The sequence below is a fragment of the Acetobacter nitrogenifigens DSM 23921 = NBRC 105050 genome (assembly GCF_000429165.1).
Lineage (GTDB): Bacteria > Pseudomonadota > Alphaproteobacteria > Acetobacterales > Acetobacteraceae > Acetobacter > Acetobacter nitrogenifigens.
Genome location: NZ_AUBI01000010.1, coordinates 1 through 13,779, shown reverse-complemented (window position 1 = coordinate 13,779; position 13,779 = coordinate 1). Strand labels below are relative to the sequence as shown.

Here is a 13,779-nt window from a genome sequence, read left to right as displayed (position 1 = left end):
GGGCGTGAAGGACGGTGGTTGTGACGTTCCAAAAGGTCACGATGAAAGGCCGAAGCAGTCATTGCTGATAAGCAGTGCTGGCAGGACGATAACAGAATACGTCGACGACGGGCGCTTCATATTGCAGGTCGGCGCGGCTGATCGGTAAGAGGTCATCCATCGCGGGCGAGCCTGAACACGTCCTCCATACGCCAGTGCTGGTTGGCGTAGCGCGGGTTTTCGCTCCATTCGTCCCATCCCGACTCCCGCCGGTATTCGCCGAGCAGAGGCGTTATGTCTGACGGCGTGAGGCGCGCCGCCATCGCAGGTTCGGCTTCAGGATGAACAAAAAGTGCGTCCGCCGTGCAGTAAAGTTCACAGAGGAAGCATGTCTGGCAGTCCTGCGGACGGGCGATCGTCGGTATATGCTCCGTCTTTTCGAAGACGTCGCGCGGGCATGTTGCGACGCACTGATTGCAGGCGGTGCAACGCTCAATGTCGAGAGAAGTAATCATGAGACGGTTCCGGCAGCCTGGCGACGCGTCCAGACGGCGTCTGCGCCGCCCGAAATTACATAAGCCGGAACGTCGCTTCCGTTAGTGCTGCTGTCGGTGCGGCGGTGCATGCCGAGACTTCCCGTGCGCGCCGCGGCGCTTGCGACGCACCAGCGCGCGGTTGCGGTCATGGCGGCAAGCTCTCGAAACCGCTGGCGTTCGCGCGGTTCGGCGGAAGGAGGCGTCGCGTCGCGTAACGCGCCCCATGCGGCGGAGAGGCGCGTGGAAGCTGCGGCGAGCGTATCGGCGCTCCTGAAGTACTGACGCGTCGGGGACAGCATTTCCTCACGCAGGACGATCTCGACTTCGCTCGAAGCGCTGACGTCCAGGCGCGTCGGGCCTGTCGACAGCGTGGTCGCAAACGCGGATCGCGTCGTCGACGAATTCGTGCGGTCACGTCGCGTCGACAATCCGGCGTCACCCAGAGGCTCTAAAATCGATCGCTGGGCCAAAGGGTTTTCCAGCGCGCTGCGAGCAGCGGCTTCGGCTGCGATGCAACCTGACGCTAAAGCCCATGCGGCGTTGACGGCGCCTCCGCCGGTGACCGGTCCTGTTACGGGCTCTCGCGACGCGACGTCACCCGCCACGTACAAGCCGGGCACGCCAGTTCCGGCGTCTTCTCCTGTGACGCGCACGCCGCCTACGCCACGTATCGTCCCCTCGCCCAGCAACGAGATTGGAAAGCGTTGCGTGAAAGGATCTATTCCGAGCCTGCGAAATGTGAGCGTCACGTTCGGAGAGATCTGGGGCAGCTGACGACGGACGATCTCCGGCGTCGCCGACAGGTCGCACAGGACCGGCCCGCCTTGCAGCGCAACGGCGATAGCACTGTGATCGTTTGGCGCTGCGGGTTTGGCGATCTCACGCCCCTGCGTGTCGTAATATCGTGCGAAACTGAAAATCATCGCGCGGGACAGCGGCGTGTTTGCGGGGGCGACAGTAAAGAAGGAAGAGAATTCCATCCCGGACAACGCCGCGCCGGCTTCGACCGCCATCAGCAGGCCGTCGCCGGTATTGTTCGAACCGCCCAGAAGGTGCGAGCGGAACGCGCAGCCTCCCGTTGCGAGAACCACCGCGCCGGCCCGCACCAGCCACTCGTCCCCGGCGCCTTGCCGGGAGACGCCGCGCGCGCCGGAAACACGGCCGTCGCGGCGTGCAAGAAGCTGCAAGGCGGGGCTGTGGTCGAGCAGGATCGCGCCCGCAGCAAGGGCCTTCTCGCGGAGGGCGCGGAGATATTCCGGCCCCCGCAAGGCGTGCCGCCGAATGGCGCCGGAATCGTCTGGCGTGTAATGATAATGCGTGCCGATATCGGGGAGAGTCCGATACGTTTGGTCTATGATGCGCTCCATCCATCGCGCGTCGCCCAACCCTTGGGCACCCGCCATTCGACGAGCGATCGCTTCTTCCCGCAACCGTGCTTCGGGAGGAACGAACCAGTGTCCGGGACCGGCGGAGGCGGCCACGCCGGATGTTCCGCAATACCCTTTTTCTGCGACGATGGCCCGGACTCCGGCCCGCCTAGCCGAGATCGCGGCCCAACATCCGGCCAGCCCGCCGCCGATGATCAGGACGTCCGTGTCATATGTTCGGACCCGGTCGCTCACGGCGCGGCGAAACCAGTGATGAACGCGGCGGCGACCGGACCGCCATGGTCGACAAGATTGGCGGCGTGATAGGCGTCGAGCGTCGCCTGTTCAGCCTGAACGACGGAAGGGTTGACGGGGCCGGGGGTGGAGATCAGCTCCTTCGCCACAGCCACGGAAACATCCTGCGGCATTCCCGTCTGGCGTGACAGGATGGCCGCGTATTCGCTCTGGTGGTTTTCCGCCCAGCGCGAAGCCTCGCTGACGCGACGATAGAAATCGGTCAGCAAGGCCCGCTTGTTCTGCAGAGCGGAGTCAGTTGCGACCAGGAAACTGTTGTTGGGCAGCACGGTCTGCCCGTCGGCGACCACGTGTCCATGATTTTGCACAAGGTTGAGGGACACATACGGCTCCCATGTCGACCACGCGTCGACTGCGCCGCTGTCCAGCGCCGCTTTCGCCTGCGCTGGAGGCAGAAACACGATACGGGGGGCGGGAGCCGGAATCGCGCCGGTCTGGATCAGACGCAGCAGCAACAAATGACCGATGGAGCCGCGCCCCGTCGCGATGATCTTGCCAGACAGGTCTGCTGGTGTGCGTATCGAGGAATGCTCGCCTGTCACGACGGCGGTCGTATGGCCCGCGCCCCTCGGGGGGAGCCAGTAAGCGGCCTTGATCGGCTGCCCGGCGCCCCAGGCGAAGAGGAACGGCCCGTCGCCAGCGACCCCCGTGTCCACCGCCCCGGCGCCCAAGGCCTGCAGCAGCGGCGCTGCGGCGTCGAATTCAACCCAGCGCAGGCGGTATGGCAGATTCTGATCGGCCTTCGACGCCTGCAGGACCGCCTTCTGAAGCCCCCTCTGGTCGGCGACGACCAGTTCGTCCTCCGCGCACGCCGCTGTCGCCGTGATTGTCAGAGCGACCGCGAAGGCGAGGAGGAAATTGGCTGCATGCAAGAATGGGCGCGGCATTAAGGGCGGTCCTGAATTGTTCCGGCAGTTGGTGACATCGCCTGTGGACGGCTTGCTGTCGGGAGAGTGCCAACCGACGGGAAAGGGGGCAAATAAAACACATCAATGAATGTGATTAATTAATTTAACATTCAAGGTCGTATATAATGCACTACCGTCGCGCCCTGAACGTGGAAATCGGAGCGCGAAACATGTCGGAAACCCTCATAAGCATAGCGTCCCGAGGGCGATCTCAAGGAGCCAGCGGGCGGATCACCCTTCGGGAACTGGGGCGTTTTCGTCGGTATCTGTCGCCCCTACTTCTTGTTGCGGTATGGCAGGCCGCATGCGCTTCCGGCTTCGTGTCGACGCGCCTCGTCGCGTCGCCGTGGCAGATTGCGCAGACTGCAGCCTCTCTCATCGCTGACGGGACGCTGACATCGAATCTTGGCGTGTCCCTGCTGCGCGCGGGCGCTGGGTTCAGTATTGCGGCGGTCGTCGGCGTGACGTTGGCCCTGTTCTCCGGACTTTCGCGCGTCGGGGAGGATCTGGTCGATGCGCCGCTGCAGATCATGCGCACGTTGCCCGCACTGGCGCTCGTGCCGCTGTTCATTCTGTGGTTCGGCATCGGTGAGACGCCGAAAGTGCTCCTCGTCGCGCTTGGGGCCACGTTTCCGATTTACCTGAACCTCCACAAGGGCGTGCGATCGATCGATCCGAAGTTGCTGGAAATGACCCGTACACTGGGCCTATCCCGTCTGGACACGATCCGTAATGTGATCTTGCCGGGCGCGTTACCGGATCTTCTCATCGGCGTTCGCTACGCTGTCGGCGTATCGTGGCTGATGTTGGTGGTCGCCGAACAGGTGAACGCGGAAAGCGGCATCGGTCATATGATGATGGACGCGGAAGACTTCCTCCGAACAGACATCATTATGGTCGGCTTGCTGGTTTATGGCGTCCTCGGTTTGCTTTCCGATCAGATCGTTCGTTTCCTTGAAGCGAAGCTTCTCGTCTGGCGTCCGCTGGCGCGAGGAGCGACGCGATGAGCGCGGCGCTGAAACGCGTGCAGGGCGAACTTGCCGCTGCATCCGTCCATGCTGCGAGCCATGAAGACGGCAATGTCGCAGTGATCGTCGAAGGATTGACGCGACGCTTTGGGGACGGCCCTGCGGTGTTGGACAGACTCGATCTCGCTATTGCCCCTGGTGAGTTCGTGGCGCTTCTGGGGCATAGCGGTTCGGGCAAGTCGACGCTCTTGCGCACACTGGCGGGTATCGATCCTGTCGTCGAAGGCGCGGTATCGCGTCCTCGGGAAGTTTCGGTCGTCTTTCAGGAGCATCGTCTGCTTCCGTGGAAGCGTGTCTGGGAGAACGTTGTTCTGGGGCAGGAGGGAAAGGACGGACGGGATCGCGCAGCCGCGATTTTGGAGGAGGTCGGACTCGCGCACCGGATCGACGCGTGGCCGCTGACCCTTTCCGGTGGCGAGGCGCAGCGCGCAGCGCTCGCGCGCGCGCTTGTCCGGGAGCCCGGGTTTTTGCTGTTAGACGAGCCTTTCGCGGCGCTGGACGCGCTGACGCGTTTGAAAATGCAGGGGTTGGTCGGAGAATTGTGGAAGCGGCGGCGCTGCGCTGTCCTGCTGGTCACTCACGACGTCGACGAGGCGCTGTTGCTGGCCGACCGCGCCGTTGTGCTGGAACGCGGCAGGATCAGGGTGGATATGCCGGTGGCGCTTGAGCGACCCCGTAAGCACGTCGATCCCGTCTTTGAAGATAAGCGCGAGACGCTTCTTAAATCGCTTGGCGTTTCCCTGTAGGAAATCGAAATCTGCGCGCCGCAGTCGCGACGGCGCGCAGACCGTCAGCCCGGAAGAAGCTTTGACAACGCGGGTGAGAAAACGGCGGCGACGTTGGCGTCCTGCGGTAAAACGCCCGCTTTTGCAAACGTTCTCGCTACGGCCTCGGCGCTGACGATATCGTCCTGTCGCCAGGCTCGGGCGCGATATGGCCGGTTCTGCGCGCGCAAATAAGCGAGCACGACATCTTCGGGAACATGAATGACAGGCGAGACCACTTTGGCCCATAGCGCCTTGTCGGCTTCGAGCGTGGCGTATGCGCGGTTGAGCCTGTCAAGATAATCGGCGGCGGCGGCGCGGAAAGCCGGATCCCCCAGTTTACGCGGGTTGGCGCCGATGAAGTAATGTCCAGAGAGAATGTCGGCGGCGCTTTGCAGAACCCGCGCTGCGCCAGCGGTTTCCAGTATCTGGATTGCGTAACCGTATGTCGCCCACGCATCCAGACTGCCGGATTTGATAGCGGTCAATCCCTCGCTCATCGAAAGGGCGACGGGCTGGATATCCGTCCATGAAAGCCCGGCCTGCTCAAGCATCCGGATCAGAAAGTAATGTGCTGTAGTGGCGCGGATGTATCCGACGCGTTTGCCGCGCAGATCGCTGATGGATTTATAAGGAGAGTTGGCAGGCGTGAGCACCGCCTGATCGGTTGTAGGGCCTTCGAGAGTAGCCACGACGGCGACATTCGATTTGGCGGCTGCGGCGAACACCATCGGGATCTCGCTCCAGCCGCCCAGATCGATGGCGTCAGCGTTGATGGCCTGCGCTATGAGGTTGCCGGAATTGAATTCGCTGTAGGCCACGGCGTAAGGGAAGTCTGCGACGTGAGCCGCTGGCAGCAATGTTGAGTCCGCGCCACGAAAAGTCGCCACCCTCAACGTAACGCCCGGATTTGCGGCTCGGGCCCGCGTAACCAGTGCTCCACTAAGACAGGTCATCGCGGCCGACCCAAGAAAATTTCGGCGTTTTATGGGCGTAGTTGAAATTTCTGACATGGAATATGTTCTCTTGGGTGGCGGAAAGGTGCGCGCAGCGCAATACGAGCACTGCCGACTCGTGACGAATATTTCGAAATCAGAGGCGTTTTCTTCTTTGGTGAAGACCAAACGATGGCGCCAGAGAGACGATGATTCAACGATCGAAAAGTACAAATATTATAAAGCATCATATTCAATATTGTAACGGACGCCTGGAGGCGTGAACGTGTGATTGTCGGCGTAAAACATCCAGGGGGGGCAGGGAGTGTTGAAATAAACCCATTGAGCCTATTTCGGATGGCGACCAACGAATGGGCATCTGGAGTTTCTCGCGGAGGCGAGGGGCCTCATATCACGAACCGTGAACGAAAATTACATTGAAGGGAGTTTTTAGATTGCTGAACCGGACGCGCTACGGGCCGCAAAGGTTCTCTAACGACGTTCAGAACAAATGTATCTGAGGCGACCGTAGGGATGCGGTGTATGGGCGTTGCGATGTGCGTAACGCCGCGCGTCGTTCGCTGCGGGGACGACAGCGGCTCGGGAGCCGTCCCCGCACTTAAAGGCGAAAAATATTGAGTTCAGAACTCGGTGCTGACCGTGCCGAAATATTCGCGAACAGAGCCGCGCTCCATTGACTGGTAATCGGTGGACACAGGGAACCCGTTCTCGCCCATCATCGCGATGTATTTAGCGTTGAAGAGGTTATAGACGTTGAAACCGAACGTGACGTTTTTCAGAGCCCAGTAATCGCCAAACGAATATTGAGCGCCTGTGTTGGCCAGCCAGTACGCCGGAACATAAAGATTATTGATGAGCGTGAAGGGACGTTTTGAATAATAATTGACGTCAAAATGAACGTTGAAGCGCTTGTAGGAGTAACTGGCGTTCGCCTTGTACATCACCTGCGGATAGCCGGTCATTTTGGCGCCACGGAGATCGTGATAATCCCCGTTTCCGTCCATGATGCTGACGTTTTTACTGTATGTGAAGTGATTGTAGCTGACGGAGTTATAGATCGACAGCCCACGCAGCGGTCCAGATGCGAACGGTCGTATCGTCGCCGATGCGTCCATGCCGTACATCGTCGCCTTGCGAGTATCGAGCAACGATGTCTGCGGGTTGTTGAGCGAGCCGACCGAAGCCGAGATCAGGCGATGAGAGATATTCGCGTGATACGCGTCGACCGAAGCAGTCAACAGGCGAGAGTTGTAACGATATCCCACCAGATAGATCCAGTCCCGCTCAGGCCGAACGGACCGACGAATGCTATCGAAAAGCTGCTGGTTCGTGACGCCGGAGCCAGAGGGGCTCGAAATCGCCCAGGGCGACGCACTGCCGCCGGTAGGCGCCACGGTATAGGGGCGCATGTTTTCCGCGATATCGAAGTAGAGTTCATGCCCGGGAAGGAAGTGCCAGCTGACGTTGATATGCGGCAAGAAAGCAGACGCCGCCGTCATCGAACCGTTGGGCAAGTTTCCTTCATAAGTCGGCAAGGTGCCGTCGTACGATTCCTGATTTGTGTAGTTTGATCCGCCAGACGTCGTCTGCAGCATGGATTTGAAGCCGAGCAATACGGTCAAATTGTTCAGCGGACGCCACGTATCCATGACGTGATACTGGAATGTGTTGGTGTTCCACTGAAACCCGTAATTCTGGGCGAACGCGGGGCCATAGGTCGTGTAAGGGCCGACGGTTTTCAGCGGCGACCCTTCGCCCAGAACAGGTTCGTTGTACCAGAATTGTCCGGCCCACTGATTGTTGTTTTCATACCAGGCGCCGGTGTTGATCGTATGTTTTCCGATCTTGTACTCGAACGCCGAATTGAAGCCGTAACGCTCCTGTCGATACTGCCAGACCTGCTCGGACAATGGCGCTCCGGTCAACGACGGTACGTAGGGGTCGCCATAGGTGGCGTAGGATGTGTCGCTGTGTCCGTAAAGCGTCGTAATCCAGCGTAACCTGTCGGTAAGCGCGAGATCGAATGTCATGCCGCCGATATAATCCGTCGACGCCTGCCCTGCGTCATAATATGCGACGCCAGCGGTTTCGTTCGTATTCTCCCAGCCGGCGGGCAACTGGTTCGGACCGCGTTGCGCCAGAGGTTGTCCGGTCAGAGGATTTGTGATCGGTCCGCTCGAAGCGCAGGAATTTCCAGGATTTGAAAGCCCGGAACAGGCCCAGTTCCATTGCGCCGCCGCATACGCCCCAGCGTAATTCGGGTAGAACGATTCCGTTCGCCATCCTACCGTGTTCAGAATATCAAGAGACTTGTCCGCGTATCCCCAGACCTGCGCGTTGGTCCAGTTGAAAAACGCCGTCATCTTGCTGCGCTCGCCGATCGGCTGCTCCAGCTTGGCGTCGGTCTGTTGCATGAATGCGGGGCTGGGCGCGTCGTATTTTTTCTCGTAACTCCGTGAATAATCTACGAAGAATTTTGTTCCTGTGGAATTGAGAACGCCGCTGTCGACCCGAACATAGGTGCGTTTCATGCCGTAGCTGCCGAAGCCCTGCAGCACCTTGCCGCCAAACTTGTCTTTCGGGGGCGTGATGAAAAACTGCATCGTCCCGCCAAGATTGGTATTCGAGGGCAGATCGACGGCGCCTGCGCCCTGCGAGATGCTGCTGTGATCGATATCGTCGGAAATGACGGCGTTGTTGACGTTGAGTCCGTTGATATTTGTGTATGTCTGGTCGTTCAGCGGAACTCCGTCGACGGTTACGCCCAACTGATCCATGAAGAAGCCGCGCATGTAGATGCTGGCGCCCCACGTGTCGATGCCAAGGGCGTCGGTTGCGCTGAAGCTCACGCCGGGGACCTGAGCGAGCATGCGCAGCACGTTGGAGCCGGACACCATCTGCTCGATTTCGGCTCGTCCGACCACCACTTCAGAGTTGTGCGAGATATGTCTTTGCGCAGTTACGGCGACAGCTTCGTCGCCATTGGCGACGAGGTGCGCAGGTCTTTTGGCCGGAGCGACTCCCGCCTGACGCTGGGCCGCTCCGGTTGACGCAGCGGGCGTGACCGCGCCGCCGTGCGTTGCTCGTGTTTTGCCGTGACGTGCGACGTGTTTCACCGCCGAGGTGTCGGTAGCAGCTTTAGCCGCAAGCCCTCCCAAAGTGGAACTGCCGATAAACACCGAGCTCCACAACGCTATGCGGGATACTTTGTTGCGCGGGAGAAGGCGGCGAACCATGAACGCTCCATTTCGTTTTCACCGGCTTCGCTTGGTGGTCGCGCCTGCCGGTTTTTGATTGGCGCCAGTATCGAAATCGTGCTGCGACGCACGCAAGTGTTATTGTATCGAAATGAGTGTGAATTTTTCGGTTGCGTTCGCATTGTGTCGTTTTCGCATCGTTTTGTTCCGACGCGCTGCGTGCTCATGCTCCGGTGGGCGACGTTTGTGCGGCCAGACCGGGTATGGCCGGACCGACGTCATTTGCGGTCCAGCGCTCGCCCCCGATTGAGCATCGTGTCGCCAAAGCGCGTCCGAATCGAATCTATGGCGTTCTGCACGGCGGCGCGGCGGCCCGAATTCGGGTCAGCAAGGTCAGGCGGGTCGGCCGCGCCCAAGGGAGCCAGCCCGTTGGTCCCTATTCCCAGCAGGCGGTACGCTGATCCATCGATTTCTTTCGTCAGCAGATCGCGAGCAAGCGTGAACAGACGCTCCGGCAAGATCGTAGGCGTGAAAAGCTGCGCGGCACGCGTTCGCGTCTCGAAACGGCTGGTGCGGAGCTTCAGCGAAACCCCCGTCGCCGCAAGTTCGCCTTTGCGAAGCCGGCTCCCGAGGCGTTCGCAGAGCAACCACAGACGGCGCTCCAGCTCTGCAACATCGGAGATGTCGGTTGCGAACGTTGTTTCGACGCTGACCGATTTGGCGGGACGAGACGGGGTCACGCGCCTCGCATCCTCGCCTCGTGCGCGCGCAGCGAGCGACGGCCCTTGCGGGCCAAGTCGCCGCGCAGCGTCGTGGTTGCTCAACGCGGCAATGGCGCCGAGCGTGGTGAAACCTGCGCGGCCAAGCGCTCGTTCCTGAGCGGTCCCGACTCCCGGAAGGGTGCGGACTGAACGCGGGGCGAGCCACTGCGGCGCTTCGGCTCCGATAACGCCATATCCCCGCGGCTTGTCGATTTCGGCGGCCAGCTTGGCCATCATCGGGTTCTCGGCGAGCCCAACGGAAATCGAAACGCCAAGCTCTCGTTCCACCGCCAGCGCAAGGCGGGCGGCCACCACGCAGGGCGGAGCCCCGTGAAGCTGCATCGTTCCCGACAAGTCAAGTACGGCTTCATCGATCGACCTGGCTTCGACCAGCGGCGTCAGGGCGCTCATCATCTCGCGCATCGTCTTCGCGACGGCGCGATAGGCAGAAATGTCCGGTTCGAGAACGATGGCGTCAGGGCAAAGCTGCCGCGCCTGTCGCATCGGCATAGCCGACCGCGCGCCGCTCAGGCGTGCGATGTAGCAGGCGGTGCTAACGACGCCCCGATCGCCGGTCCCGCCGACCAGCAGGGGCTTGCCCGCCAATTCCGGCCGCCGATGCTTCTCGACGCTGGCGAAGAAGGCGTCGCAGTCGACATGGACGATGGACAGCCGCTCAAGATCCGGGTGCGCGACGATCCTGCGCGACCCGCACGAAAGGCAATGTGCGACGGGCGCGCCGCGCGGCAGGAGAGAGGCGCAATCCCGGCATAACGCCGGAACGCTTCCGTTCGTCAGCGGGTCGTTTCGGAGGGCTCCCACAGCCATGCGGCCCCCCGTACGCCGGAGCTGTCTCCGTGCTTGTTGCCGAGAATCGGAGTCTTGCAATCGGGGGTGACGACGTGGCGTTGCAACAGCCCCGGCGTCCTCTCTCGCACGGCGCGGATATTCGAAACGCCCCCGCCGAGCACGATTGCGTTGGGGTCGAGGATGTTGATCAGCATCGCGCAGGCGCGAGCGAACCGATCGACGTAGCGATCGAGCGCTGCGACGGCTCTGGCGTCTCCGTTCGCAGCAGCGTCTTCAATTCCCTCCACGCTACGATGGCCCGGTCCCTGCCAGTCTTCCGCCAGCGCCGATCCGCACAGAAAGCGTTCCAGACACCCTTCGTTGCCGCAGAAACACTTCGGCATCGGGAACTCTTCCAGACGTGGCCAGGGCAGGGGCGTATGGCCCCATTCGCCGGCGACATGGTTGAGGCCCGAAACCAGTTTGCCGTTCACTACCAGGCCGCCGCCCATGCCGGACCCGATGATCACGCCGAACACGACGTTCTTCCCGGCAGCCGCCCCGTCTATGGCCTCCGAAAGCGCGAAGCAGTTCGCGTCGTTCTCGACGCGGGCAGGACGGCCAGCGACTTCAGGAAGATCACGCTCGAAAGGCTTGCCGTTAAGCCATGTGGCGTTGGCGTTTTTCACCAGGCCGCTCGACGCATCCGTCGATCCCGGAATGCCTACGCCGATTGGTAGCGGGGCGCTTGAGGAGGATGCGCCCAGTTCATCGGCGGCCGAGTTCGAAAGGTCGCGAATTGTAGTGAGGAGTGCGTCATATTGTCCCGGATTCGGCACGCGCCGACGCAACTTCATCTCTCCTGTGCGGTCGAGGGCCACGATTTCGATTTTCGTGGCGCCAACATCGATTCCAAGCCGCCAGTCGTTCATAGCTCTTCAGCCTCGTTTTTGTAGGAAGCACTGCCGCGCGCGGCCGCTTCACATGAATTGGGGAGGTCGGATTGTAAGGAATCGCGCAGGATGGTTCTTATGTCTACCTTTGCCGCAATCTGCCGGAGATGGATCGCGCGTCGTGAATGAGACAATCCTGGATGTAAGGGGCCTTGGCTGCCCGTTGCCCGTGTTGAAAGCCAATCGGGCTCTTCGTGGCCTCGGCGCTGGAGACAGGCTGCGAGTGCTTGCGACGGACCGCGCTTCCGTGTCTGACTTTCAGGCGTTTTGTCGGGAGAGCGGGCACGCGCTGGTTGCGTTTGGCGAAGAGGGCGGCGTTCTTTCTTTTGTGATTCGCAGAAAACCGGACTGAGCGCCAGCTGTGGCCCGTTTAGGTGTCGGCGTCGGTCGCTGAAGCACGCATGGCTGGACTGTTTCCCACCCCCGCAGGGTTGCGTTTGAGGGATCGCGGGGAGTAAGGGCAACGGCTTGACGAATGGCGGAGCGCAATCCGGAATGGTTGGACGGAAATGAGCGGCGACATTGCCTCAATGTCTTTCGAAGAAGCTTTGGCTGAGCTGGAGCGCATCGTAAAGGGCCTCGAGGGCGGGCAGCTCAAGCTGGAAGACGCGATCACCGCCTACGAACGAGGCGCCGCGCTGCGCGAGCATTGCGAGAGCAAGCTTCGTGCGGCCGAAGCGCGCGTACAGGCGATCGTCCAGCGTGCGGACGGTGCTCTCGATACAAAAAAAATAGCGGATTGAACGGGTTATGACCATCACCGGCGCGGTTCAGCGCACAGCCTCCCCTGTGGCCAGTCAGGGCCTTGAAGGAAACAGCGCGGGAGACGGCGTCGCCCTGCGCGCATCCCTGCGCGACAGGGCGGCGGCGATCGAAGCTGCCGTGGATGCGCTGATTCCTGCTGTGCCAGGGCCGGAGGCGCGCGTGGTCGACGCCATGCGTTACGCGACGCTCGGCGGCGGCAAGCGTTTGCGGGGATATCTGGTCGCGGAAGTGGCGGCCCTGTTCGCCGAAGGCGCGGACGCTGACGCCCGCGCTTATCGCGTCTCCGCCTCCGTCGAGATGCTGCACGCCTATTCTCTGGTGCATGACGACCTGCCCGCCATGGACGACGACGATCTGCGGCGCGGTCAACCGTCCACGCATCGCAAGTTCGACGAAGCGACCGCCATTCTGGCGGGTGACGCCCTGCAGACGCGCGCCTTCGAAATTCTGGCCGAGACAGCGACGCACAGCGACGCCGTGGTGCGGACCGACCTTGTGCTGGCTCTCGCCCGTGCTTCCGGCGCTGCGGGCATGGTCGGCGGACAGATGATCGACATGGAGGGGGAGGGACGTTCGCTTTCCCTTGAAGAGGTCCGGCATCTGCACGCGCTGAAGACTGGCCGCCTGATCCAGTATTCCGCCGAGGCCGGGGCCATTCTCGGTCAAGCGACGACTGAGCAGCGGGAACGCCTTGCAGCGTATGGCCGCGATATTGGCGCGGCCTTCCAGATCGCCGACGATGTGCTCGACGCGACTGCCAGCGCAGAGGAACTCGGCAAGACTGCGGGCAAGGATCTTGCCGCTGAAAAATCGACCTTTGTCGCGTTGCTCGGCGTCGATGGCGCCCGGCGCGAAGCCGAGGCGCTGGCGCGCCGCGCGACGGAGGCTCTCGCCCCCTTTGGCGAAAAAGCTGAACGCCTGCGCGATCTCGCGCGTTATGTCGTCGAGCGCAGGAGCTAGCATTCATGACCGCGTCGTCTTGCCCCACTGTGGGTCGTTTTCCGTTGTTGGACCGTGTTGATGTTCCTGTTGACCTACGGAACCTGTCGATTGAGCAGCTGAAGCAGGTTGCGGACGAGCTTCGTTCGGAGACCGTGGACACGGTTTCGACGACGGGCGGTCATTTCGGGTCGTCGTTGGGCGTCGTGGAGCTGACGGTTGCGATCCACGCGGTGTTCGACACGCCGGACGACCGCGTGATCTGGGACGTGGGGCACCAGACCTACCCGCATAAGATCCTGACAGGCCGTCGCGAGCGCATCCGCACGCTGCGCCAGCCGGGCGGGCTGTCGGGCTTCACGCGCCGCTCGGAGAGCGAATACGACCCGTTCGGCGCAGCCCACTCCTCGACTTCGATCTCCGCAGGCCTGGGCATGGCGGTCGCGCATCACCTGCGCGCCGGGGACGATCCGTCCTACAGGGAACGCAACGTCATCGCGGTGATTGGCGATGGCTCGATCT

The 13,779-nt window shown here is 61.6% G+C and carries 13 protein-coding genes; 6 read left to right on the top strand and 7 right to left on the bottom strand.

Features of this window, described 5'->3' with window-relative positions; translation table 11 throughout:
* Positions 1-152: 152 nt before the first annotated feature.
* Genes G442_RS0111910 through G442_RS22105 form a run of 3 tightly spaced genes read right to left on the bottom strand, consistent with a single transcriptional unit; the run spans position 153 to position 3,084 of the window.
* On the bottom strand, positions 153-494 hold the full coding sequence (locus tag G442_RS0111910) for a 4Fe-4S dicluster domain-containing protein (protein WP_026398175.1): 342 nt from the start codon (positions 492-494) through the stop codon (positions 153-155).
* Positions 491-2,137, bottom strand: a complete 1,647-nt coding sequence (locus tag G442_RS0111905) for an FAD-dependent oxidoreductase (RefSeq protein WP_026398174.1) — start codon at positions 2,135-2,137, stop codon at positions 491-493. Before G442_RS0111905 ends, G442_RS0111910 begins: the two co-directional genes overlap by 4 nt.
* Positions 2,134-3,084 (bottom strand): ABC transporter substrate-binding protein, encoded by a 951-nt coding sequence (locus G442_RS22105; protein ID WP_035376569.1) that lies wholly within the window; start codon positions 3,082-3,084, stop codon positions 2,134-2,136. Before G442_RS22105 ends, G442_RS0111905 begins: the two co-directional genes overlap by 4 nt.
* Before the next feature lie 191 nt (positions 3,085-3,275).
* Here G442_RS22105 and G442_RS0111895 point away from each other — a divergent pair, with 191 nt between their 5' ends.
* Together G442_RS0111895 and G442_RS22100 are read left to right on the top strand one after the other, a co-directional pair.
* Positions 3,276-4,112 (top strand): ABC transporter permease, encoded by an 837-nt coding sequence (locus G442_RS0111895; protein ID WP_035376589.1) that lies wholly within the window; start codon positions 3,276-3,278, stop codon positions 4,110-4,112.
* Positions 4,109-4,879 carry an ABC transporter ATP-binding protein gene (locus G442_RS22100; RefSeq protein ID WP_084440565.1) on the top strand — a complete coding sequence of 257 codons (771 nt, stop codon included), beginning with the start codon at positions 4,109-4,111 and terminating at the stop codon, positions 4,877-4,879. The genes G442_RS0111895 and G442_RS22100 overlap by 4 nt, the downstream gene beginning before the upstream one ends.
* A gap of 44 nt (positions 4,880-4,923) precedes the next feature.
* Here the strand turns inward: G442_RS22100 and G442_RS0111885 are convergent, their stop codons facing one another.
* The 4 genes from G442_RS0111885 to G442_RS0111865 form a co-directional block, all read right to left on the bottom strand.
* On the bottom strand, positions 4,924-5,853 hold the full coding sequence (locus G442_RS0111885) for an ABC transporter substrate-binding protein (protein ID WP_246789430.1): 930 nt from the start codon (positions 5,851-5,853) through the stop codon (positions 4,924-4,926).
* 620 nt (positions 5,854-6,473) lie between these two features.
* Entirely contained in the window at positions 6,474-9,089 is a 2,616-nt protein-coding gene (locus G442_RS0111875; protein ID WP_084440564.1) for a TonB-dependent receptor, read from the bottom strand.
* A gap of 239 nt (positions 9,090-9,328) precedes the next feature.
* A complete protein-coding gene (locus G442_RS0111870; RefSeq protein ID WP_035376568.1) occupies positions 9,329-10,639 on the bottom strand; it encodes a DNA polymerase IV in 1,311 nt (436 codons plus the stop codon).
* Positions 10,606-11,532 (bottom strand): ROK family protein, encoded by a 927-nt coding sequence (locus tag G442_RS0111865; RefSeq protein ID WP_026398168.1) that lies wholly within the window; start codon positions 11,530-11,532, stop codon positions 10,606-10,608. The genes G442_RS0111870 and G442_RS0111865 overlap by 34 nt, the downstream gene beginning before the upstream one ends.
* A 142-nt stretch (positions 11,533-11,674) precedes the next feature.
* Here G442_RS0111865 and G442_RS0111860 point away from each other — a divergent pair, with 142 nt between their 5' ends.
* From G442_RS0111860 to G442_RS22095, 4 genes are all read left to right on the top strand, one after another.
* On the top strand, positions 11,675-11,905 hold the full coding sequence (locus tag G442_RS0111860; RefSeq protein ID WP_026398167.1) for a sulfurtransferase TusA family protein: 231 nt from the start codon (positions 11,675-11,677) through the stop codon (positions 11,903-11,905).
* 157 nt (positions 11,906-12,062) lie between these two features.
* Complete coding sequence (locus G442_RS0111855) at positions 12,063-12,296, top strand: exodeoxyribonuclease VII small subunit (protein ID WP_026398166.1); 234 nt, start codon at positions 12,063-12,065, stop codon at positions 12,294-12,296.
* Between the two features lie 7 nt (positions 12,297-12,303).
* Positions 12,304-13,278, top strand: coding sequence for a polyprenyl synthetase family protein (locus tag G442_RS0111850; RefSeq protein ID WP_084440563.1), 975 nt, complete (start codon positions 12,304-12,306; stop codon positions 13,276-13,278).
* Positions 13,279-13,283: 5 nt separating this feature from the next.
* A partial coding sequence (locus tag G442_RS22095) for a 1-deoxy-D-xylulose-5-phosphate synthase N-terminal domain-containing protein (protein ID WP_281491866.1) occupies positions 13,284-13,779 on the top strand: 496 nt, incomplete at its 3' end.

What these genes read in the sequence shown, in the direction of transcription:
- G442_RS0111910 (WP_026398175.1), bottom strand. Translation starts at nt 494, where the DNA reads ATGATTACTTCTCTCGACATTGAGCGTTGCACCGCCTGCAATCAGTGC.
- G442_RS22105 (WP_035376569.1), bottom strand. Translation starts at nt 3,084, where the DNA reads ATGCCGCGCCCATTCTTGCATGCAGCCAATTTCCTCCTCGCCTTCGCG.
- G442_RS0111895 (WP_035376589.1), top strand. Translation starts at nt 3,276, where the DNA reads ATGTCGGAAACCCTCATAAGCATAGCGTCCCGAGGGCGATCTCAAGGA.
- G442_RS22100 (WP_084440565.1), top strand. Translation starts at nt 4,109, where the DNA reads ATGAGCGCGGCGCTGAAACGCGTGCAGGGCGAACTTGCCGCTGCATCC.
- G442_RS0111885 (WP_246789430.1), bottom strand. Translation starts at nt 5,853, where the DNA reads ATGACCTGTCTTAGTGGAGCACTGGTTACGCGGGCCCGAGCCGCAAAT.
- G442_RS0111875 (WP_084440564.1), bottom strand. Translation starts at nt 9,089, where the DNA reads ATGGTTCGCCGCCTTCTCCCGCGCAACAAAGTATCCCGCATAGCGTTG.
- G442_RS0111870 (WP_035376568.1), bottom strand. Translation starts at nt 10,639, where the DNA reads ATGGCTGTGGGAGCCCTCCGAAACGACCCGCTGACGAACGGAAGCGTT.
- G442_RS0111865 (WP_026398168.1), bottom strand. Translation starts at nt 11,532, where the DNA reads ATGAACGACTGGCGGCTTGGAATCGATGTTGGCGCCACGAAAATCGAA.
- G442_RS0111855 (WP_026398166.1), top strand. Translation starts at nt 12,063, where the DNA reads ATGAGCGGCGACATTGCCTCAATGTCTTTCGAAGAAGCTTTGGCTGAG.
- G442_RS0111850 (WP_084440563.1), top strand. Translation starts at nt 12,304, where the DNA reads ATGACCATCACCGGCGCGGTTCAGCGCACAGCCTCCCCTGTGGCCAGT.